Raw genomic sequence first — 21,827 nt, forward strand, 5'->3', positions numbered from 1 at the left:
TTGATGGGGATTTCGCCAACTGGCCTGCCCAACCGCCGATCTCCTGGTCCAGAGATCGGAGAGGGCGACGGCCGGTGAGGCTACGCTTCTCTGCCGCAGCATTGCTTGAACTTCTTCCCGGAGCCACAGGGGCAGTCGGCATTGCGGCCAACCGTATCGATATTGAAGCTTGGTGGACGGCGCTTTGGCAGGTTCAGCTTGAACTGGCCGCTTCCAGGAATCCTCGAAGGATCAATCGCGGCCGAGCTGCCGGAGCTGGCGACGTTCGCCTCCGAGATTTCGGCCTGACCGGCGCTCTGGAGATTTTGCGGTGCGCTATGAAGCTGATTGAGGAACTGCTCAATCTTGGCGGCCGAGCGGAAGAGATTCTGCAGGGCCTCCTGTTCGATGCTGCCCATCAAGGTGACGAAGAGGTTGTAGGCTTCGTTCTTATACTCGATCAGCGGATCCTTCTGACCCTGGGCGCGCAGCGTGATGCCTTCGCGCAGGGCGTCCATGTTGTAAAGGTGGGCCTGCCACTGCTTGTCGATCGCCACCATGATCATCCGGCGCTCCTCGGAATCAAGAATCTCGGGTGGCAGGTCGCGGGTGCGGAGGTCGTAGGTCTCCTTGACTCGGCTAACGAGGAATTCGGAAATCTCTTCGGCCGACTTCTTGGTGACGTCGAGATCTTCCGGGGTGACGCGGATGGGCAGGGTCATGTTGACCCAGTGCATCAGCTCGTTGTAGTCCGGCGATTCTTCATCGCGGTCGTTCAAGAACTCGCCGACCTTTTCGGGGATCACCTTGTCGATGACTTCGTTGACGAGGTCACGCGGGTTTTCCGTGCTGAGGGCTTCGTTGCGGTAGCCGTAAACGACTTCACGCTGCTTGTTCATCACGTCGTCAAACTCAAGCACCCGCTTCCGCCAGGTGTAGTTGCGTTGCTCGACGCGCTTCTGGGCGGTTTCGACGGACTTGTTGAGCCACGAGTGCTCGAGGGCTTCGCCGTCTTCCATGCCGAAGCGCTCCATCATCGAGGTCATGCGGTCGGCCGCGGCGAAGTTCCGCATCAGGTCATCTTCAAACGAGATGTAGAACTGGCTCATGCCCGGGTCACCCTGACGGGCGCAACGACCGCGCAGCTGGCGGTCGACACGGCGTGATTCGTAGCGCTCGGTGCCGATCACGAAGAGGCCTCCGACTTCGGCGACGCCTTCGCCGAGTTTGATATCGGTTCCGCGGCCCGCCATGTTGGTGGAAACGGTGACTCCGCCGCGCTGTCCGGCATTGGAGATGATCTCGGCTTCCTGCATGTGGTACTTGGCGTTCAGCACGTTGTGCGGGATCTTGGCGCGCTTGAGCATGCGCGAAACGGTCTCCGAAGCTTCGACGGATGCGGTGCCGACGAGGACGGGTTGGCCTTTCTTGTGGGCGTCCTCGATCTTGGCGACCACGGCGTTGTATTTCTCGCGGCGGGTCTTGAAGACCTGATCGTTGAGGTCTTCACGCTTGTTCGGCTGATTCGTGGGAATCGGCAGAACGTCGAGCTTGTAGATGTCGGAAAACTCGGCCGCTTCGGTTTCAGCGGTTCCGGTCATGCCGGCGAGCTTTTCGTAAAGACGGAAGTAGTTCTGAATGGTGATCGTCGCGTAGGTCTGCGTCTCCTTCTCGATGGCGACGTTTTCCTTGGCCTCGACCGCCTGGTGAAGGCCGTCCGACCAGCGGCGGCCGGCCATTTCACGTCCGGTGTTTTCGTCAACGATGACGACCTTTCCTTCGGTGACGACGTACTGCACATCCTTTTCGTAGATGCAGTAGGCTTTCAGAAGCTGAGAGATGTTGTGCATCTTTTCAGCCTGATGATCGAGCTTCTCCTGAAGCTTTTCCTTCTTGATCGAGCGCTCTTCGTCCGTGAGTTCGGGGTCGGCGTCGATCTCGGCGTAGAGGGTGCCGAGGTCGGGAAGGACGAAGGATTCCGGCTCGTCGGGTGAGAGGAACAGGCGGCCTGTCTCCATCAGATCGGCGTCGTGTGCTTTTTCGTCGATGGTGAAGTAAAGTTCCTCCTTCAGATCGAAGAGGGCCTTCTTTTGGGCGTCCTGATAGAAGGAGAGCTCGGTTTTCTCCATCAGGCGGCGGACGTCCGGCTCCTGCATCAGGCGCATGAACTGACGGTTGCGCGGCTGACCGAGTTTGACTTTGAAAAGCGCGCGGCCGGCGGCTTCGAGGTCTTCGTCTTCGAGCGCCTTTTTGCCCTCGACGACCAGGTCGTTGCAGAGCGCCGTCTGGCGTTTGACGAGCTGCTCGACGAGTGGCTTGTAGCGATCGAACTGGTGGCTGGAGACGGTCGATGGACCGGAAATGATCAGCGGCGTCCGGGCTTCATCGATGAGGATGGAGTCGACCTCGTCGATCACGGCGAAGTAGTGCCCGTGCTGGACCTGATCCTCTTTCGAGGAGGCCATGCCATTGTCCCGGAGGTAATCGAAACCGAACTCCGAGTTGGTGCCATAGGTGATGTCGCACTGGTACTGTTCGCGGCGTTCCCAAGGGGGCATCTGGTTCTGAATGCAGCCGACGGTGAGACCGAGGTACTTATAGAGGGCTCCCATCCATTCGGAGTCACGACGCGCGAGGTAGTCGTTGACGGTGACGATGTGAACGCCGAGGCCGGTGAGGGCGTTGAGATAGACGGGCAGGGTGGCGACGAGGGTCTTTCCTTCACCGGTCTGCATTTCCGCGATCATGCCCTTGTGGAGGGCGATGCCACCGACGAGCTGGACGTCGAAGTGGACCATTTCCCAGGCGAGTTCGTGGTCATTGACCATGATCTTGGATCCGCACATCCGGCGTGCGGCGTTTTTCACCACCGCGTAGGCTTCGGGGAGGATCTGATCGAGGTAGCGGGCGCGGGCCTGACGGAATTCCGGTTCGACTTCGCGGAAGGCGGTCTTTGCCGCTTCGATCGAATCGACCTTGGCCTCAACGGATGCGGGCAGCTGTGGAAATTCTTCGCGGAGGGAGGCGATGCGGGCTTCGACAATTTTGGCCGTTTCCTCCAGGTCGGCCGCATCCATGCGCTCAAGGGCGGGCTTGGCCGGGGCATCGAGGTCGTGATAGCGGGCGAGGTGGGTTTTCCACTTCTCGGTGAATTCGAGGAGCTTTCCCTCGGACTCCTGCTGGAGCGCTTCTTCAATCTCCTTGATGCGCTCTACGGTTGGCTTGATTCGGCGCAATTCGCGTTGGTTCTTTGAGCCAACGATTTTCTGAAGGATCCACTTGATCATGTGAGAAATTGTTTTGAGAGGCTTGATATCAGCCGCTGAGGCGGACGCCATACACCGTCATTGCCCCCGGCGCAAGTGGCACGGTGCGAAGGTTTCCGCGGATTTTGTAAAGGCATGAACAGGCGGCTCAAGACCGCCTGCTCCCTCTCCCCACCGCAACAAGCGATGGGGAACGTGGTGGCGCGGGGGGAAATGCGCCACTTTGATCAGATCGACATGGCATTGAAGCCACCATCGACGACGATTTCGGTGCCGGTGATGAAGCCACCCGCGGCATTCGAGGCGAGCAGCAAGGTCGCGCCGATCAGTTCTTCGGGGTTGCCGAAGCGGCTGGCCGGGGTGTGACGCATGATTTCCAGCACGCGCGACTCGTCCAGCACGGCTCGGTTCTGCTCGGCGGGGAAGAAGCCGGGGACCAGGGTGTTGACGCGGATATCGCGGTCTGCCCACTCGCGGGCGAGGTTGCGGGTGAGGTTGTGGACGGCAGCCTTGCTGGCCGAGTAGGAAAATACCCGCGAGAGAGGATTCAGTCCGGAAATCGAGCCGAGGTTGATGATGGATCCAGGGATCTCGCGGCTGAGGAAATGGTTGGCGAAAATCTGGCAGGCACGAAGGGTACCGACGAGGTTGACGTCGAGGATGCGCAGAAACTCTTCGTCGGTGATCTCGAGAGCTGGGGTGGGCGAATTGACGCCGGCACCATTGACGAGGATGTCGACTTGGCCGGATTTCTCGACCACCTGGTTGAGAAGCTCGTTGAGGGAGTCGCGGTCGGTGGTTTCGGCACGCACGAAGTAAGCGGTTCCGCCGGCATCCTCGATTTCTGCGATGCGGTTCTCGGCTTTCTCGATGGAGCGGCCGACGATGACGACTTCAGCCCCCGCCTTGGCAAGGCCGACACCCATGGTGCCGCAGAGCTCGCCGGTGCCACCGATCACGACGGCGGTCTTCCCTTCGAGGCTGAACATTTTCTTAAAGTAATTTGCGCTTGGCATGGGCGGAGATTTGGCGGCGGGCGTAGAGGTTGCAAGTGGGAAACGTGGCAAGTCACCAATGGATCTTCGTGTTTGCTGACTTTCCATCCCCGAAGGCATCGGCAGGAGGCGATTCATGTGGGTGATCAGGAGAACCGCCGAATGATGTCTCCCGCTTGGGAAATGTAGCTGCCGCCGAAAAGCAGCGCGTGGTTGAGAAGATGGTAGAGATTGTAGATCTCGTCGAGAGATGGGTCGTCGAAGGCGGAATGGCTCCGATACGCGTGATAGAATTGCGGACCGAATCCACCGAAAAGTCTGGTCATGGCGAGATCGCAGGCAGCGTGGCCGAAATAGCAGGCGGGGTCGAAGATGACCGGCGTGCCCTGCTTGAGAAATGCCCGGTTTCCGCTCCACAGGTCGCCGTGAAGCAGGGAGGCCTTCGGACTCTGAGGTAAGAGCTCCGCAAGGCGCTCAAGAAAGCGGTCCGCCCGCTGGAAAGAAATGCCCTTCGCTTCAAGAGCCGAAAGTATGGGCAGGATCCGCTGGTCGCGAAAAAAATCGGTCCACGAACGGGTGTGCTGGTTGGACTGTGGGCTGGCACCAATGAAATTGTCTGATGGGAAGCCGAAGTCGGTGTGTTGGTGATGATGAAGCGCTGCCAGTTGTTCTCCGAGACGGGCCTCGTTTCCCGTCGGCTGCAGGTCGAGATATTCGAGAACGAGGTAGGCAGAATCCTGCGTCTGCCCTCGGGAAATCAATTCGGGGACGCGAATGGAGCCCGTAAGCCGGAGCGCAGCGAGGCAGTCTGCTTCCGCCTGGAATACCCGCTCGTAGCTGACCGAGTTCGTCTTGATGAAGTAGGGGCCCCATTTCCAGGCGCGATGAATGCAGCCGCCACCCAGCGGAACAGGACAGCTGTCCGGAGCCGAAGGAAGATTTGCGACGATGGATTTCAGCTCAGACGGAATTTGCATACGAAAGGGGAAATGATGCGTGATCTTACGCGGAAATGGCGGGGCTTCCAGTCTGCCTCGATCGTGAATTCGATTCATCATTAACCGAATTCACCGGGCTGGTCCGATGGGGCATGATGCGTGCTTGTGGATGCATCGAGGATGGAGACGACTTTTTCAGATGCTGGATTATCAAGAGAAGGGCGGGCTCGGCAGGCTGCGATGAAACTGATAGAGCCTCATTTTTCCGCGGGTTTTGTTCCCTCGCTCGAAGTGCTGCCTTTCCTGGGGTGGGCGACAGGGCGCGGAGTGAAGCCGCAATCCTGTCCGGGCTATGGCAACCTGGTGAGATCGCTTCTAACAGGCGACCTGCAGATGGGTCTTCTGCCCTGGGAACTCTTCGTGACCGAACTCCTTTCGCTGCCGGGGCAAACCCGCAACTGGAAGGTTCCTGTGGTTTTGAAAGCCTGCCCGATGGAGCTGGCGCTTAGCCGTTCGGCGTGGAAACAGGTGACGGCTTCGAAGCGCCGTGCTCGCCCTGCGGGGAGTCTTCAGTTGTCCTTTGGAGTGGAGGCCCGCCACAGTTTTACCAAGCAACAGATTCTGTCGTGGATCGATGGCCTGAAGATGTCGAGCATGGGCGCTCCGGTGTTCAAGGTTCTGCCGATGCACCTGATGATCAAGGCGCTTAGTTTGGGGGAAGTGGATGGAGTGCTCGCCCCAAGTCCGTGGGGTCTTCAGGCGGAGCTGGATGGGGTGGGGAAGGTGGATCCGGATTTCAACGTCGGGGAGCATGCCCAGCATCTCGTGCTGGTGTGCAGCGAAGAAGTCTCTGGCCCTCTCAGGGAGCTGCCGGGGAATCTCGCGGCAGAAATCCGAGCAGGGCGGGTTCTGAATTCGGACTCGGAGTCCTTTCAATGGTGGTCGGCAAAACTTGCCGAAGGGGGAAGCCCCGGGCTGTCCCAGGAGCTCTTCGAACTCGCTCTTCGTCGCTACCCGATCGATCAACTCCCCGATGAGTTCGGGCCGGATGGGCAATGGTTTGAAGAACAACTCGGGAGTTTGGTCAGACGACGGTCGATCGCCATGGAACCGGCATCAATCGCGGAGATCGCGAAGGCGCTGGCGTTCTGATCGGGCCGCCTGAGCTCCGTGGATGTCAGGAACTTTCGCCCGACAATTCGATGAAACTCAGGAATGCCTCGGCCGCCCAGGATAGCTGGGTTTGGCCGGGCCAGAATGCCGAGCACTGAACGTCGATGGGAGGCCACGCGCCATTGAGTTGATGCAATTGCCTGGCGTCGGGAGACGGATTGAAGGGTTCGGAACAGAGCACGGCGATACCCAGCCCCATGCGTGCGAACTCGCGCACGCTCTCCAAACTCGGAATCACCCAAAGACGACTGGCGTGAAACTTCTCAAGAAGCCCGGACGATTTCAGCAAGGCAAGGACACTCTCATCCGGAATGAGCAGAACCTGCCCGGAGAGTTCACTGGCCTGCAGTCGTTTCGTCCGGGCCAGGCGATGGAAGGGGGCGACATGGAGCTGAATCTCGGATCGGAACAGAATTCTCCGCACCGGATCTGCGGGCAGCTCATTCCAGATCCCCAGATTCAAATCGGTCGTTCGATTTCTCAAGGCGTGCTCTGCGTCTTCTAATCGTGGAAGAAACTCGGTTTCAAATGCGAAGGACGGGAAGCATTCAAAAAAGTCAGGAACAACGCGGGGCAGCAGGCTCGTCGAAAGGAACTCAGGAATGCCAACACGCAGTTGGCGGGATTCCTCGTCGATCGATGCCAGCTCGTTGTGGATTTCGAATGCTCTCGCCAGCATCTCTTCCGCGATGGGCATCAGGCGGATCCCGGCTCTGCTGAGGGTCACGCGCGGGCCATGGCGCTGGAAGAGGACGCAGCCCAGCTCTTCTTCAAGGCCCCTGATCGCATGACTGACGGCGGAGGGGGTCAGGTGAAGCTGGTGGGCGGATGCGGCGAAGCTCAGATGCTTGGCGGACGAAATGAAGACCTGAAGCCGCCGCAGATCAATGGGAGGGCGATCCGTTGGCGGGTTGGCTTGTGAGGTGGACGGCTTCATGAGGTGCTTGGACCACCGGTAGCACAAAGCATGCAGGCTTGGTGCGGAACTCTGCTGGGCGCGGAATGAAGGCGAGCGAACGACGGAGTATTTCAAAGTTAATTCAATTCAGCTTCGAACTTGGCCCGATCAAGGACGGCGGCACCCGCGTTGCTCTACGGGCTTCGACACGTCGCTCATCGAAGCATCGAGTGAACGGCCTGATCAAGAAATCGACGGAACCGTCAAGCAAAGGGAAACGTCTCAGAAACAAGCAACGATATGAAAGTAACTAAAACAATGATGGGCATTCTGCGCCAGGGAGTCGTTCCGACTTTCGCGCTGGCGCTCGCTAGCACGGCCTTGGCCGAAACACCCCCGACATCGGAGGTGAACACCACTGGACTGGCTGTGACAGATACTACGGTTACCGTAGGTCAGCTGCACTCGGCTACCGGCACCATGGCGATCAGCGAAACCGGATCGATTCAGGCCGAGCAGCTGGCGATTGATCAGATCAACGAGATGGGAGGTGTTCTCGGCCGGAAGATCGAGGTGATCAAGGAGGATGGCGCGAGTGACTGGCCAACCTTTGCCGAAAAGGCGAAGAAGCTGCTGGTCAATGACAAGGTGGGAACCGTTTTCGGTTGCTGGACATCGGCGTCCCGCAAAGCCGTTCTGCCAATCTTCGAGAAGGAGAACGGGATGCTCTATTATCCGACCTTCTACGAGGGTCTCGAGCAGTCCAAGAACGTGATCTACACCGGCCAGGAAGCGACCCAGCAGATCATTGCGGGCCTTGACTGGATCGCGAAGGAGAAGTCCGCGAAAACCTTCTACTTGATCGGATCGGACTACATCTGGCCAAGAACCTCCAACAAGATTGCCCGCAAGCACATCGAGAACGTCCTCGGTGGCAAGGTCGTCGGTGAAGAGTACTACGCACTGGGACACACCCAGTTCGGCTCGCTGATCAACAAGATCAAGTTGAAGAAGCCGGACGTCATCTACGCGATTGTCGTAGGTGGTTCCAATGTCTCCTTCTACAAGCAGCTCAAGGCTGCCGGGATCACCAGCGCGAAGCAGACCCTGCTCACCATTTCGGTGACCGAGGATGAGGTGCTTGGAATCGGTGGAGAGAACCTTGTCGGTTTCTACTCGGCCATGAAGTACTTCCAGAGCCTTGATAACGAAAACAACAAGGCGTTCGTGAAGGCCTTCAAGGCGAAGTACGGCGAGAACTCGGTGATCGGTGATGTGACTCAGGCCGCCTATCTCGGCCCCTGGTTGTGGAAGGCTGCCGTTGAAAAGGCCGGAAGCTTCGATGTCGACAAGATCGCGGCGGCATCACCCGGTATCGAGCTCAAGACGGCTCCTGAGGGTTACGTGAAGATCGATCCCAACCACCACCTTTGGAGCAAGCTGCGGATCGGTCAGTGGGGCGCCGACGGTCAGGCGAAGGTTCTCTATGAGTCCGAGCTGATCAAGCCGAACCCGTTTCCGGAAGGCTACCAGTAAACGCTTATTCGACCCCGCCACGGGGTTTCCAATTCCGGGGTCGGGGCTGTTGCCCCGACCCCCCATCCAAGGAAAAAGCCCAACCGTTTTTCTAGCAACCTCACCCTAATCATCCAACCACAGGATCGCCATGTTCAGTGAATATACCAACGAAGAGCTTCAGAGTATCTTCATCATGCAGGGCTTCTCCGGCCTCAGTCTTTTCAGCGTCTTGCTTCTCATGGGCCTGGGACTGGCTCTCATCTTCGGGCAAATGGGAGTGATCAATATGGCCCACGGTGAATTCATGGCCTTGGGAGCCTACACCGTTTACCTTTGCTCGAACCTGACGGAGAAATTCGCTCCCGAGTTCGCCCCCTACTATTTCGTCTGTGCCATCATCATCGCCTTCTTCGTCGCGGCCCTGTTAGGCGCACTGGTCGAGTGGTTGATGATCCGGCACTTGTATCACCGACCTCTGGACACCTTGCTGGCGACCTGGGGCCTGAGTCTCGTGCTTCAGCAAACCTATCGGACCATCTTCGGTGCCAGAGAGGTTTCCCCAACCCTTCCGGACTGGTTGATGGGCTCATTCAGCTTCAGCGAGGACCTGGATATTCCGATCAATGGTGTGTTCGTCCTCGGCCTATCAATCGTGGTGACAGGCTCTTTGATCGTATTCCTCTACCGGTCGAACTTCGGATTGCGCCTGCGGGCGACCGTTCAGAACCGCAAGATGAGTGGAGCGGTCGGAATCAATACGGCCCGAGTGGACCGGCTTGCCTTCGCCGTCGGATGTGGAATCGCAGGGATCGCCGGTGCGGCCTTCACCACCATCGGTTCGACCGGCCCGGATAGCGGAAGCCGCTACATTGTGGATGCCTTCCTGGTGGTTGTCGGAGGTGGTGCCGCAAGTCTTTTCGGAACCATCGCCTCGGCCTTCGGTATCGCTCAAGCCCAGTCGATCCTCGAGTTCTTCCTCGATGGAACGAAGGGCAAGGTCGCGACACTGCTGGTCATCGTCATCGGCCTGATGATCCGCCCCCAGGGATTGTTCCCGAGCAAGGTTCGCGGGCATTAGGCAAGAACGGCCACTCACTCTCACCTGATATCAATCATGTCACGTTTCATTCAAACGATCTTCAAGACCAAAGGGGAAGCGATCGGATTCGCCCTCTTCCTCATCGTGGTATTCATCATCTTCCCCCTGTTCATGCCGGTGTTCCGTCTGAACCTGGTGGGCAAGTATCTCTCATTCGGATTTGTCGCCATCGGCCTGGTGCTCCTTTGGGGGCGCTGCGGGATCCTGAGCCTCGGGCAAGGGGTGTTCTTCGGCCTCGGTGGCTACTGCATGGCGATGTTTCTCAAACTCGAGGCATCCGATCCGGAGACCACGTCGATTCAGTCGACCCCCGGAATTCCCGACTTCATGGACTGGAACCAGTTGACCGAATTGCCGGGATTCTGGGAGCCCTTCAAAAGTCTGCCATTTACGATCGTGGCGATATTCGTCGTGCCCGCGGTGGTGGCCTATTTCATCGGATGGGCGATGTTTCGGAGACGTGTCGGTGGCGTCTACTTCGCCATCATCACCCAGGCTCTGGCGCTGATCTTCTCCTTGGGAATCGATGGCAATCAAGGCTACACCGGTGGCCGGAACGGGATTACCGATCTTCGCACCCTGTTAGGCTGGGATATCCGCAGTGAAGGGGCGCAGCAGACCCTGTATTTCCTTTGTGCGACACTGCTGTTCATTGTCGCGATTGGTGCGAAGTACATCATCAATACGCGCTTGGGTCGGGTGCTGGTCGCGATTCGCGATCGCGAGGACCGGGTCCGCTTTTCCGGTTACGATGTGGCGATGATCCGCGCCTTCGTCTTCGCATTCGCCGCCATGCTGAGTGGTCTGGGAGGAGCCCTGTTTGTTCTCCAGGTCGGCTTCATGTCTCCATCGATCATCGGCATCATTCCCTCGATTGAAATGGTGATCTTTACGGCAGTCGGCGGCCGACTTTCGGTCTTGGGCGCGATCCTGGGCTGTCTGGTGGTCAACTGGGGGAAGACGACCTTCTCTGAAGCCTATCCCGACCTCTGGCTCTATCTCATGGGGGGAACCTTCATTGCCGTGGTCATGTTCTTCCCGAACGGACTGGTTGGCCTGATGGAGAAGTTCCCGGTTCTCGGAAACAAGCTGTCCGCATTCGCCAAGAGCCGCAGCAAGGAGAAATCACCAACCGCTCCATCGGAGCCCCTTCATGATGAACATTAAGAACGAGACAGTGCTTGAGATTGAGGACCTTGGAGTTTCATTCGATGGCTTCAAGGCAGTCGATGGGTTCAATTTCTATCTGACCCGAAACCATGTGCACGTGATCATCGGGCCGAATGGGGCCGGCAAAACAACGGTTCTGGATTTGATCTGCGGAAAGACCCGGGCGACGAGCGGCAGCATCAAGTTCCGCAACAAGGAGATCCGGGGAAAGCGCGAGTATCGAATCGTGCGCGAAGGGATCGGCAGGAAGTTCCAGAACCCATCGATCTACGAGAACCTGACCGTCTTCGAAAACCTCGAAATCTCCCATCCGGCCGGACGCGGGGTCATCGGGTGCCTCCTTTTCCGCCGCACTCCGGAGATTCTTGAACGTTGTCGTAGTGTCGCCGAGGAGATCGGCCTGCTGGAGCTCATGGACACAGAAGCGGGCATTCTGAGTCACGGTCAGAAACAGTGGCTCGAGATCGGGATGCTGCTGATGCAGGAACCCGAGATCATCATGCTCGACGAACCGGTCGCAGGCATGAGCGTTAAGGAACGGGCCGCCACCGCCGAGTTGATCCGGAAAATTTCGATGAATCGCTCAGTGATGGTGATCGAGCACGACATGGAGTTTGTGCGGGAGATCGCCGACCGCGTCACCGTGATGCATCTCGGGAAGATTCTCGCGGAAGGCTCGATGGATGCCGTCAGCAACGATCCCAAGGTTATCGAGGTCTACATCGGTCACTGAAAACTATTATTATGATTACAGTAGAAAATCTCGAGGTGGCTTATGGCCAGAGTGTGGTGATTCCCGATATCAGCTTCAGTGCCGAGAAAGGGGAGATCCTCGGAATCGTAGGGAGGAACGGGATGGGGAAGACGACGCTCTTCCGGGCGCTGATTGGAATGATTCCTGCAAAGAGCGGTGAGATCACGGTCGACGGCAAGAAGATCACGAAGCAGCCCTCGTTCAAGCGGGTTGCCAACGGCGTGGCATTCGTTCCCCAGGGGCGGATGATCTTTCCCTACCTGAGTGTCTACGAGAATCTGATCTCCGGCGTGAGAGGTCGACCTAACAGAACGGACGTGGAAGAGATCTATGCGCTCTTTCCCGTGCTTCAGGAAATGCGGAACCGCAAAGGCGGAAACCTCTCCGGAGGCCAGCAGCAGCAGTTGGCGATCGGTCGCGCCCTGATGACCAAGCCGAGCGTATTGCTTCTCGATGAGCCGACCGAAGGAATCCAGCCATCCATCATCAAGGATATTTCCAGGAGCCTGCGCGAGATTCGTGACCTGAAGAAGCTGACGATTGTCGTCAGCGAGCAGGTGCTGAGCTTCGTCCTCGATACCTGCGACAGCCTGACCGTGATCGATAAAGGCAAGCTGACCCGGCGTGACCGACGCGAGGATGTCGATGCCGATAAGATCAAGGCCATGCTCGCCGTTTGAACCAACTTTCCCAAATACAGCAGAAAACAACGAACGATGAAAACACTGATTAAAGTAGACTTGGACGCGACTCCCGAATCCCATGATTGCCTGCACAACCGCTGGCACCCCGATATTCCCATGGTTGCGATGGTGAAGCCGGGTGATGAGTTTCGCGTTGAGTGCATCGACTGGACCGGGGGACAGATCAAGAACGATGACAATGCCAAGGACATCGATGAAGTGGATCTGACGAAGGTGCACTACCTTAGCGGACCGATCGGTGTCGAAGGAGCTGAGCCGGGTGACCTGCTGGTGGTGGATATTCTCGATGTTGGAGTTTTGGAGGAAAGTAACTGGGGATTCACCGGGCTGTTTGCCAAAACGAACGGTGGAGGGTTTCTAACGGACCACTATCCTGATGCGAGAAAGGCATGTTGGGATTTTCATGGAATCTATACCTCGTCCCGACACATCCCCAACGTCGAGTTTGCGGGAGTGATGCACCCGGGATTGATCGGCTGCCTCCCTTCGAGGGAGTTGCTGGATGACTGGAACAAGCGCGAGAAGGAGTTGTTTGATACCGAGCCGGATCGGGTTCCACCACTGTGCAACCTTCCTTCGTCGCCAACCGCCCACATGGGACGGATGAAGGGCGATGAGCGGGACAAGGCTGCCGCTGAGGGCGCGCGAACGGTCCCGCCTCGGGAGCATGGCGGAAACTGCGACATCAAGAACCTGACCAAGGGATCAAAGGTCTATTTTCCTGTCTATGTGAAGGACGGTGGCCTATCGATGGGAGACATCCACTTCAGTCAGGGCGACGGGGAGATTACCTTCTGTGGTGCGATCGAGATGGCCGGCTACCTCGACATCCGTGTCAGCCTCATCAAGAAGGGTGTGGAGAAGTACGCCATTCGGAATCCACTTTTCCTGCCAAGTCCACTGACGCCGGAGTACAAGCGCCACATCATCTTCGAAGGAATCTCCGTGGACGAGACGGGAAAGCAGCACTATCTCGACCCGTTCGTTTCCTACAAGATGGCCTGCTTGAACGCGATCGAATACATGAAGAAGTTCGGCTACACCGGCGAACAGGCCTATGCAATCCTGGGCACGGCTCCGGTCGAGGGGCATATCAGCGGAATTGTCGATGTTCCAAATGCCTGTGCGACCTTGTGGCTTCCGAGTGAGATCTTCGATTTCGATATTTTACCGGGAGCCGACGGACCATCCAAACTCGTGAAGCCGGGCTACGATCTGGCCAAGGTTCTCTAACAACTACGCCCGAGTATCATGCCACTTTATGATTACAGCTGTGAGGACTGCGGGGATTTCACCTGCTTCAAGTCGATGGAGCAGAGGAATGACTCGGTAGCTTGTCCGATGTGTGAGCGTCCTGCGAGACGTTTGATCCTCGCGCCGAATCTGGCGATGATGAACCCCTTGGTCCGCAAGGCTTCGGCGATCAATGAAAAGAGTCGTCACGAACCACGGGTGCGGGAGTCCCACTCCTGCGGTTCAGGCTGCGGATGTGGAACAAAAATCCGCCCGAACCGGACCAGGGAAACGAAACTCGGCAAGCTGGCCAGCCAGAAGGCCAGCGCCAGACCGTGGATGCTCGGGCATTGAGAGACGCTGCGACTCTCGTCATCAGAGCATGTCTCTGGTGACGAGGTAGCTGGCGGCGCAGCGGGGGCACTGGATGGTGATCTGGTCGGCTCCCTCAAAGAGTTCCTCTGGCTTCTCACGCCAACCGCCGAGGACGGGGAGGATCTTATCGAGGTTGCAGCCGCAGTTGAATCGGAATTTGCGGGTCTCAAGCACCTTGGTCTCCTCGTCCTTTTCCAGACGGGCGACGGCTTCGACATCGAGTCCGGCGAACCATTCTTCGTCGAAGTCCGGTTGGGCGACGATCAGGACGAAGACTTCGTCATCGAGGCGGAACGCGCGGGCGGGGCGTTGTTCGGACTGGGTGTAGTACTGCTCGACCCAGTGAAGGGGATCGCGGTCGTCGACTTCGAGGGTGGACATTCGCGGCTCGGGCAATTTTTCCGAGATGGTCTGGGCGTAGAAGAAGTTCCGGTCGGGCTCGCGGACACCTTCGGTGAAAAGTCGGCCGACGATGTTTTCCTCAAGCGACGACGCGGAGGCGAAGATGTTCACGCGCGGGGCGCGGAGATTGATCGTCCAGGCAATGGTCTCGGCCCACGGGCGCGCAACGGCGTGGAGGGTGAGCATCGCGAGGGTGTCCTTGAGCATCTGATCGAGCTCGCCGGAGTGGCGGATCTTCTGCTGCATCAGGTGCAGGTAGTGATCGGTGTAGATCGGTGTGAATTGGGCGCGGACGGCCAGCACGTTGCGGTGGCGGACGAAGATGGATTCGACTTTGGTGAATTCTTCGACGGAAATTTGCTCGGACACAGGAAGAGGGAAAACTTTAAATCCGAAACTTCAAACTCCAAAAAATTCGGTCGGGGATCGGAACGCTCGGCACCGGATTAGAAGAGCTCTTGGTTCTCCGGGGCTTCGAGGCGTTCTCGGGCGACGGTGAGGTAGTGGTCGTCGAGTTCGATGCCGGTGAAATGGGCAATCTTTTGGCGCTTGGCGGCGAGCGCGGAGGTCCCAATGCCGAGAAAGGGATCGAGCAGGCGGGTGTCGCGGCCTTTGCCGTGGAGGTGGATGCACTGCTCGACGAGGCCAATCGGAAAAGTCGCGGGGTGGGGGCGATCCTTGTCGCGGGACTTGATGGTGTCGTAGGGGATGAACCAGGTGTTGCCACGGCAACGCTTGTCCACGCCACCGGTGTGGCCCCAGCGCGCGATGTTCGACTTGTCCTGATAGGGGACCCCGGCACCACGCCGGTCGAGGGGGACATTGCCGGTTTTTGTCAGGTGAAAGACATACTCGTGGCAGTCGTTGACGTAGCGCTTCGAGTTGATCGGCTTGAAATGCCCGGCACTGATTTGTTCACCCTTGCGCGTCTCGATGGTGATCGACTTGATCCAGTGGAAAGTGTTCTGGAGGACGAAGAACTCTTCGGTCAGGGCGAGAAGGACCTGGTGGGGAAAAAGCGGGTTGGAAGGGGCGGCACCGACGTTGAGAAAGAAGGATCCGTCGTCTGTTAGAAGGCGTTTGATTTCGGCGGACCAGGCGCGGCACCAGTCGAGGAAATCGGAGCGGCTGGCGGTGTCGTCGAAGGACCGGTAGTTGATGCCGAGGTTGTAGGGCGGCGAGGTGACGACGAGGTCGTGGGAGGCTACGTCGAGAGTGGGAAGGACTTTAAGGCAGTCGCCGTGGAGAAGGGAAGTTGTGGGCATTCGAGTCTTTTCGAATTGGGCAGGTCGCAATTCAGCCCTGAAACGATCCAAAGTTTGGCCATGGTCCGATTTGGCTTCCTTCGTTCCTCTTGAAATCAGCAGCGATTTCATCGTCGGTCATGTTTGCACGGCAACGGGTTGCGGCATCTCCACGGACCCATGCCTCGTAGACTCCGAGATCCACGTGGGGATCTGGTGGATGGTCGGAGAGGTCCGGTAGGTTGAGTTCGATGATTTTCATTAGGGATTTCGAATCATGTCGAAAGTCTGAGGGGTAGCGTAGCGCTCGCACATGAGCCTAAGTTGTTCGTCGTTTACCACGGCAGGATTATTACGCAGAAGCTTTCTGATATCAAGGAGGTCCTTGTAGCCCCGATCTTCATTGTCTCTGAGTGCATACAGCTTCATGGCGAGAAGGGAGGTGAATCCGAGCATTGGGACTGGCAATGGAGGCGAGGAATGAGTCGAAGTCTCTGACATCGCCTCAAAAGTTGGGTCATCGACCCAGATGAGATCGGTAAATGGAATCGAGGGGTCGCGGGCGTGCTTGAACCGGGAAGCCATACCATCAGATCCCTTCTCAAATCCCAGTTCGGACATCAGCTTGCACGCTTTCTCGTAGTTGGAACGCTGGCAAATCCAGTCGACGTCGAGGGTGGTTCGAGAGTATCCGTGAAAGCAGACGGCCCATCCTCCTGCCAAAAGCAGCGGGATGTTTTCACTTTCGAAGCGAGTGCAAAGTGAATGGGCGAATTCGGGAAGGTAACGTTTGATCTCCATAACTGGTTTGCGCTTCGCGGTGAGGTTGATGCGGGCCGATGCCCGACGCTCCTACTGGAGCTTGCTCTGCAAAATCTCCGTCACCTGCTTCGGGTTGGCTTTGCCTTTGGAGAGCTTCATGACCTGGCCAGTGAGGTAGTTGATGAGCTTTTCGTTGCCGGCTTTGATCTCGGCGACTTGTTTCGGGTTGGCTTCGATGGCCTGGTCGCAGAAGGCTTCAAGCTCGCCGGCGTCGGCAGGCTCGAAGCCCATTTCCTTGGCGACGGCAGCAGGATCTTTCTCCGGAGATTCGAGAAGCACGAGCAGGACTTCCTTGGCTTGGTTGAGGGCAAGTTGACCGGACTCGACGAGTTCGAGGAGTTGGCCGGTCTTCTCGGCGGAAAGCGGGGCGTCGGCGATGGCAATGGAGCGCTCGTTGAGGAGTCCGAGGAGGGTGTTGAGCAGGAAGTTCGCGGCCTTTTTTCCGGGGAGCTTCGGGTTGGCGGCGAGCGCTTCGAAGTATTCGGCGAGGGGAAGGTCAGAGGAGAGGACGGCAGCGTCATAGGTAGTGACGCCGAACTCGGCTTCGTAGCGGGCGGCGCGATCGTGCGGCCGCTCTGTTAGAAGCGGGCGGACTTTTTCGAGGATCGGCGCGGTGCGGATCGGAAGAAGGTCCGGGCAGGAAAAGTAGCGGTAATCGTGGGCGTCCTCCTTGGTGCGGAGGAGCTGGGATTCCCCACGATCGTCGTCCCATCGGCGGGTCGACTGAACCTGCTCGATTCCCTGATCGAGGTCTTCGGATTGGCGCTCGATTTCATAGTCGATGGCGCGACGGACGGCAGAGATCGAGTTGAGGTTCTTCAGTTCGATGCGGTTGCCGAGCGGGTCGCTCTCGTTCTTGCGAATGGAGATGTTCACGTCGCAACGGAGTTGGCCTTTTTCCATGTCGGCATCGGAAATGCCACCTTGGCGGAGGATCATCTGGAGGCTGTTGAGGAAGGAAAAGGCTTCGGCGGAGGTCTCGATGTCGGGCTCGGTGACGATCTCCATCAATGGAGTGCCGGCGCGGTTGAAGTCGATGATCGAGGAACTCCCCAGGTGCGTGGACTTGGCGACGTCTTCCTCGAGGTGGATGCGGTTGAGACGGACCTTCAAGCCGGGGCGCGGGATGTTTTTCCGCACATCGGTGGGGTAGCAGTGATCGTAGAGGGGGACTTCGCCGCCGAGGCAGAGGGGCAGATCCATCTGGGTGGTCTGGTAGTCCTTCGGCATGTCCGGATAGAAATAGTTCTTCCGATCCCATTTAGAAATTTCCGGCGACGAGCAGTCGATGAGCAGTCCGGCGAGCAGCGTCTTCTCGATGGCGTGGCGGTTGAGAACAGGCAGGGCGCCGGGCAGACCGAGGCAGACGGGACAGGTGTGGGTGTTCGGTTCATCGGCGAAGGAGGTGCGGCAGGAACAGAACATCTTGGTTTCTGTTTTCGCCTGGCAGTGGACTTCGAGGCCGATGGTGACGAGGTAGATGGAAGGCATTTGAGACTGGAAATTGGATAATTTGGGAGTGACTACAAGTCGAGATCCTGAAGGACCTCGCGGAGGTTGTCGTTTTCGAGCATTCTGTCGAGTCGTGGGTCGCGAAGGATATCGGAGTAGCGGCCATCGCGGGCGAGTTGGCGGAGCTCCGGGTCGCTGAGAATGAGGGCTTTCATCTCTGGCTCCTCGAGCACGGCGACGGCCTTGGGGGCGGGGTCGTCGGCAGAGGAAATGAGCTTTGCCAGTGTCAGCCGCAGCTCGCTGGTGAGGGGGTCGACTTTGGAAAACCAGTCGGAGGGGATGGCCGCTTCGATGTCATTCTTGAGCTTGGCAAGGTAGGCGGTCTGCTTCGAGACGGGCTCCTTGGCGAGATTTTCAGCGTAGGTTTTGACCTCGGCCACGGAGCCGGCGTGGCGAAGCAGCGTGGCCCCAGCGAACCAGATGAGGCAGGTGGGGATCAGACTGAGAAACAGGGTGATGACCCAGCGGATCGGAGAACGTCGGTTCTTTTCGGCAATTTCCGCGTTGGGCTCTCCGAGCGGACGGGCCACGAAGCGACCGATGGCGCGCAAGAGAAAAAATGATGCGAGAAAGGTGAGCAGCGGCAGGGCGATGGGAAACCATGAGGGCTCCTGTTTGAACCACTGCAGAGCAAGGGAGTGGGCGTGCTGCCAGGCGTAGAAGGAGGCGAGCCCCGCAAGGCAGAGGATGGTGGTGCCCCAGAGGATTCGCAGCAGACCACGCAGCACGGCCAGACTGGCGATCGCGCCGAAAATCAACAGAGCCGCCGTTCCCAGACTGAATTCAGGAATGCTGTCGAGATTCAGGGCGGAAAGAATCGAACTCATGAAATCGGTGATCTATCTGGTGCCGAACAAACTCAGGGCAGCGGGGAAAGGGCTGGGAATCAAGCCTCAGCGATAGGGGGCTCGGCTGGTAGTAACTCGTCCCGGTGATTTAAACACTGCCACACTGACCCCGCTGACGGAGGAGGTGATCACAAATGACGAGCGCGGCCATGGCGTCGACCATGGGGACGGCACGTGGAAGCACACAGGCATCGTGGCGCCCGCGACCCTTCAGTTCGGTATTTTCGCCGGAGGATGTGACGGTTTCCTGCGAGGTCATGATGGTCGCGGTTGGCTTGAAGCCGACACGGAAAACGATGTTCTCACCGTTGGAGATGCCTCCCTGAATGCCGCCGGAGCGGTTCGACGTGGTGCGGACCTTGCCATCGACCATGCGGAAGGGATCGTTGTGTTCGCGGCCGGTCATGCGGGTGCCGGCGAAACCTGATCCAATTTCAAATCCCTTGGTGGCTGGGAGCGACATGACGGCTTTGGCGAGTTCCGCTTCAAGTTTGTCGAAAACAGGCTCGCCCAGTCCGGGCGGGCAATTGCGGACCACGCATTCCACCGTGCCACCAATCGAGTTGCCGTCATTGCGAACCTCCTTGATGCGCTCGATCATTTTTTCGGCGGCCAGCGGGTCAGCGGTGCGGACGATGTTGGATTCGATGTCGGCAAGGGTGACGGTCGAAGGATCCACCTCGGCTTCAAGGTCGTGGATGGACTTCACCCAGGCGAGGATCTCGAGATCGGGGCAAAGGGACGCGATGACTTTCTTGGCGACGGCCGCGCCAGCGACCCGGCCGATGGTTTCGCGGGCCGATGCCCGACCCCCACCGGAGGGGGCGCGGATGCCGAACTTGGCATCGTAAGTGTAGTCGGCGTGGGATGGACGGTATTTCACCGCCATCTCATCGTAAGCGCCTGGGCGCTGATCCTTGTTGCGGACGATCACGCAGATCGGCGTGCCGAGCGTGATGCCATCGTGGAGGCCGGAGAGGATTTCGCAGGTGTCGGACTCCTTGCGCGGAGTGACAATCTCGGACTGGCCCGGGCGACGGCGATCGAGCTCGAACTGAATGTCTTCGGCGCTCAGGGAAATGCCCGGAGGACAGCCGTCGATGGTGACGCCGACGCCTCCTCCATGGGATTCGCCGAAAGTGTGGATACGGAATGCGTGGCCGAAGCTCGAAGACATGCGGCGCAGTGTAGTGCTTCGAATGGCGCTGCCAAGAGCAGATGGTTGGCCCGCATCAGGCACTTGGCGGTTGATGCGGCCGAGCGTCTATCAGGCGTTGGCGCGGCGTGGACCGCGGCGCCGACGACGGCTTCCACCGCCTCCGCCATTTCCGCCGGCTCCAGCGGAGTTTCCTCCGTTAGAGGAAGCTCCGGAGCGACCGCCCCCTGAGCGGGCTCCGCTGTTCTGGCGACCTCCGCCGCCCCCACGGTTGCCTTGTTTGATCTTGGCCACACCGTTGGAACGCTTGCCGAAACGCACGTGATCTTTTGCCAGAGAGTCGAGGTGCCATGCGTGTTCGCTGTCGACGCTCAAGGGGTTGCCGATGAGCTTTTCGATGTCGCGGAGGTAGTCGCGCTCGTCCGGGCAGCAGAAGGAGATCGCGGTGCCGGTGGCGCCGGCACGACCGGTGCGGCCGATGCGGTGCACGTAGGCTTCCGGTTCATTCGGCAGGTCGAAGTTGACGACCAGCGTCACTGCTTTGACATCCACGCCACGAGCGGCGACGTCGGTGGCGACCAGGACAGGAATCTTTCCCGCGCGGAAGCGCTCGAGGGTCCGGTCGCGCTGGGGTTGGGAACGGTTGCCGTGGATGGCTTCGGCGGCGAATCCTTCCTTGCTGATCATCCGGGCGAGCTTATCCGAACCGTGCTTGGTGCGGGAAAAGACGATGGTCAACTCGCCGGGCTTCTGTTCGCTGAGAAGCTTGATGAGCAGGCCGCGCTTGTTGTCACGCTCGATGAAGCAGACGCGTTGCTCGACCTTCTCCGAAGTGGTGGTTTCCGGGGCGATGGAAACGGTCACGGGATCGACGAGGATCGTGTGCGCGAGATTGACCATGGCCGGAGCCAGAGTGGCGGAGAAGAACAGCGACTGACGCTTCTTCGGAAGCAGGGAAACGATGCGCTGCACATCGCGCTGGAAGCCCATGTCGAGCATCCGGTCGACCTCATCGAGGACGAAGAAATCGACGCTGGAAAGGTTGATGTGACCTTGGTCGATCAGGTCGAGCAGGCGGCCGGGGCAGGCCACAAGGACGTCGACGCCGCTGCGCATGGCGTTGACCTGCGGACGCTGACCGACGCCGCCGTAGACGAGCGCATGCTTGATCTTGATGTACTTGCCGTAGGTTTCGAGGCTTTTGCCGACCTGCGTGGCGAGTTCACGAGTGGGAGTGAGAACCAGCACACGCGGGCTCTTTGGGCGAAGCGGGCGGGGGTCGGCGTGGAGTTCCTGCAAAATTGGCAGAGAGAACGCCGCGGTCTTGCCGGTGCCCGTCTGAGCGCAGCCTAACAGGTCGCGCCCTTCGAGCAAATGCGGGATGGCCTGGGCCTGGATGGGGGAGGGGGTGGTGTATTTGCGTTCGGCAAGTGCACGTTGGATGGGCGCGGCCAGTGGCAGCGCCTCGAATGTATTCGGGGTCATGTTGTCTGTAAGCCCGGCTTCCAATAACTGGTGCCTGGGCGGTCTCGATGAGGAGTGTGTTAGGTGGAACCCAGGACCATTCTCTCATCGATGAAGACCGGCAACGGGAGCGGTTCGACGAATGAATCGCTGCGTCCTCCGCGAGGAAAGACGACGGCTTCTTAGTCCGGATTCCGGGGAAGGCAAGGGAAAACCGGCTTGTCCATGGTCAGGGCGATCAAGCTAGGGGAGAAATTGGACCAGGATGGATGGGATC

20 protein-coding genes are annotated in these 21,827 nt (G+C 58.6%); 8 read left to right on the plus strand and 12 right to left on the minus strand.

Annotation, left to right across the window (positions count from 1 at the left end; translation table 11 throughout):
• Positions 1-80 precede the first annotated feature (80 nt).
• The 3 genes from secA to ACFQY0_RS16855 all read right to left on the minus strand — a co-directional run bounded on the left by secA (position 81) and on the right by ACFQY0_RS16855 (position 5,217).
• Positions 81-3,266: a preprotein translocase subunit SecA gene (gene secA / locus ACFQY0_RS16845; protein ID WP_379714797.1), complete on the minus strand. Its 3,186-nt coding sequence runs from the start codon at positions 3,264-3,266 to the stop codon at positions 81-83.
• A gap of 206 nt (positions 3,267-3,472) precedes the next feature.
• A complete protein-coding gene (locus ACFQY0_RS16850) occupies positions 3,473-4,261 on the minus strand; it encodes an SDR family oxidoreductase (RefSeq protein WP_379714798.1) in 789 nt (262 codons plus the stop codon).
• Positions 4,262-4,386: 125 nt separating this feature from the next.
• Entirely contained in the window at positions 4,387-5,217 is an 831-nt protein-coding gene (locus tag ACFQY0_RS16855) for a fructosamine kinase family protein (protein ID WP_379714800.1), read from the minus strand.
• Positions 5,218-5,418: 201 nt separating this feature from the next.
• On the opposite strand from ACFQY0_RS16855, the gene ACFQY0_RS16860 reads away from it, so the two are divergent.
• Positions 5,419-6,330 (plus strand): ABC transporter substrate-binding protein, encoded by a 912-nt coding sequence (locus ACFQY0_RS16860; protein WP_379714802.1) that lies wholly within the window; start codon positions 5,419-5,421, stop codon positions 6,328-6,330.
• Between the two features lie 25 nt (positions 6,331-6,355).
• Here the strand turns inward: ACFQY0_RS16860 and ACFQY0_RS16865 are convergent, their stop codons facing one another.
• Positions 6,356-7,288, minus strand: a complete 933-nt coding sequence (locus ACFQY0_RS16865; RefSeq protein ID WP_379714804.1) for a LysR family transcriptional regulator — start codon at positions 7,286-7,288, stop codon at positions 6,356-6,358.
• A 279-nt stretch (positions 7,289-7,567) separates the two neighbouring features.
• Here ACFQY0_RS16865 and urtA point away from each other — a divergent pair, with 279 nt between their 5' ends.
• The 7 genes from urtA (at position 7,568) to ACFQY0_RS16900 (ending at position 14,081) form a co-directional block, all read left to right on the plus strand.
• Entirely contained in the window at positions 7,568-8,785 is a 1,218-nt protein-coding gene (urtA, locus tag ACFQY0_RS16870; protein ID WP_379714805.1) for an urea ABC transporter substrate-binding protein, read from the plus strand.
• 130 nt (positions 8,786-8,915) lie between these two features.
• Complete coding sequence (urtB, locus tag ACFQY0_RS16875; protein WP_379714807.1) at positions 8,916-9,845, plus strand: urea ABC transporter permease subunit UrtB; 930 nt, start codon at positions 8,916-8,918, stop codon at positions 9,843-9,845.
• A gap of 36 nt (positions 9,846-9,881) precedes the next feature.
• Complete coding sequence (gene urtC, locus ACFQY0_RS16880) at positions 9,882-11,033, plus strand: urea ABC transporter permease subunit UrtC (protein WP_379714809.1); 1,152 nt, start codon at positions 9,882-9,884, stop codon at positions 11,031-11,033.
• Positions 11,023-11,769, plus strand: a complete 747-nt coding sequence (gene urtD, locus ACFQY0_RS16885; protein ID WP_379714867.1) for an urea ABC transporter ATP-binding protein UrtD — start codon at positions 11,023-11,025, stop codon at positions 11,767-11,769. Before urtC ends, urtD begins: the two co-directional genes overlap by 11 nt.
• An 11-nt stretch (positions 11,770-11,780) precedes the next feature.
• Entirely contained in the window at positions 11,781-12,470 is a 690-nt protein-coding gene (gene urtE / locus ACFQY0_RS16890) for an urea ABC transporter ATP-binding subunit UrtE (RefSeq protein ID WP_379714811.1), read from the plus strand.
• A gap of 36 nt (positions 12,471-12,506) precedes the next feature.
• On the plus strand, positions 12,507-13,727 hold the full coding sequence (gene fmdA / locus ACFQY0_RS16895) for a formamidase (RefSeq protein ID WP_379714813.1): 1,221 nt from the start codon (positions 12,507-12,509) through the stop codon (positions 13,725-13,727).
• Between the two features lie 18 nt (positions 13,728-13,745).
• Complete coding sequence (locus ACFQY0_RS16900) at positions 13,746-14,081, plus strand: FmdB family zinc ribbon protein (protein WP_379714815.1); 336 nt, start codon at positions 13,746-13,748, stop codon at positions 14,079-14,081.
• 21 nt (positions 14,082-14,102) lie between these two features.
• On the opposite strand, the gene ACFQY0_RS16905 is transcribed toward ACFQY0_RS16900, so the two are convergent.
• The 8 genes from ACFQY0_RS16905 to ACFQY0_RS16940 form a co-directional block, all read right to left on the minus strand.
• Positions 14,103-14,873 carry an Hsp33 family molecular chaperone HslO gene (locus tag ACFQY0_RS16905; protein ID WP_379714817.1) on the minus strand — a complete coding sequence of 257 codons (771 nt, stop codon included), beginning with the start codon at positions 14,871-14,873 and terminating at the stop codon, positions 14,103-14,105.
• Positions 14,874-14,950: 77 nt separating this feature from the next.
• A complete protein-coding gene (locus ACFQY0_RS16910) occupies positions 14,951-15,769 on the minus strand; it encodes a DNA-methyltransferase (RefSeq protein ID WP_379714819.1) in 819 nt (272 codons plus the stop codon).
• A gap of 31 nt (positions 15,770-15,800) precedes the next feature.
• Complete coding sequence (locus ACFQY0_RS16915) at positions 15,801-16,010, minus strand: hypothetical protein (protein WP_379714821.1); 210 nt, start codon at positions 16,008-16,010, stop codon at positions 15,801-15,803.
• The gene (locus tag ACFQY0_RS16920; protein WP_379714823.1) at positions 16,010-16,549 is read right to left on the minus strand and encodes a nucleotidyl transferase AbiEii/AbiGii toxin family protein; all 540 of its coding nucleotides are present in this window, start codon (positions 16,547-16,549) and stop codon (positions 16,010-16,012) included. Before ACFQY0_RS16920 ends, ACFQY0_RS16915 begins: the two co-directional genes overlap by 1 nt.
• Positions 16,550-16,600: 51 nt before the next feature.
• Entirely contained in the window at positions 16,601-18,061 is a 1,461-nt protein-coding gene (gene gatB, locus ACFQY0_RS16925) for an Asp-tRNA(Asn)/Glu-tRNA(Gln) amidotransferase subunit GatB (protein ID WP_379714825.1), read from the minus strand.
• A 32-nt stretch (positions 18,062-18,093) separates the two neighbouring features.
• On the minus strand, positions 18,094-18,909 hold the full coding sequence (locus tag ACFQY0_RS16930) for a hypothetical protein (protein ID WP_379714827.1): 816 nt from the start codon (positions 18,907-18,909) through the stop codon (positions 18,094-18,096).
• Positions 18,910-19,018: 109 nt separating this feature from the next.
• Positions 19,019-20,107 carry a chorismate synthase gene (gene aroC, locus ACFQY0_RS16935; protein ID WP_379714829.1) on the minus strand — a complete coding sequence of 363 codons (1,089 nt, stop codon included), beginning with the start codon at positions 20,105-20,107 and terminating at the stop codon, positions 19,019-19,021.
• Positions 20,108-20,197: 90 nt separating this feature from the next.
• Positions 20,198-21,571, minus strand: a complete 1,374-nt coding sequence (locus ACFQY0_RS16940) for a DEAD/DEAH box helicase (protein ID WP_379714831.1) — start codon at positions 21,569-21,571, stop codon at positions 20,198-20,200.
• Positions 21,572-21,827 lie beyond the last annotated feature (256 nt).

It is taken from the genome of Haloferula chungangensis (assembly GCF_042664875.1).
In the GTDB taxonomy this organism is placed as follows: domain Bacteria; phylum Verrucomicrobiota; class Verrucomicrobiia; order Verrucomicrobiales; family Akkermansiaceae; genus Haloferula; species Haloferula chungangensis.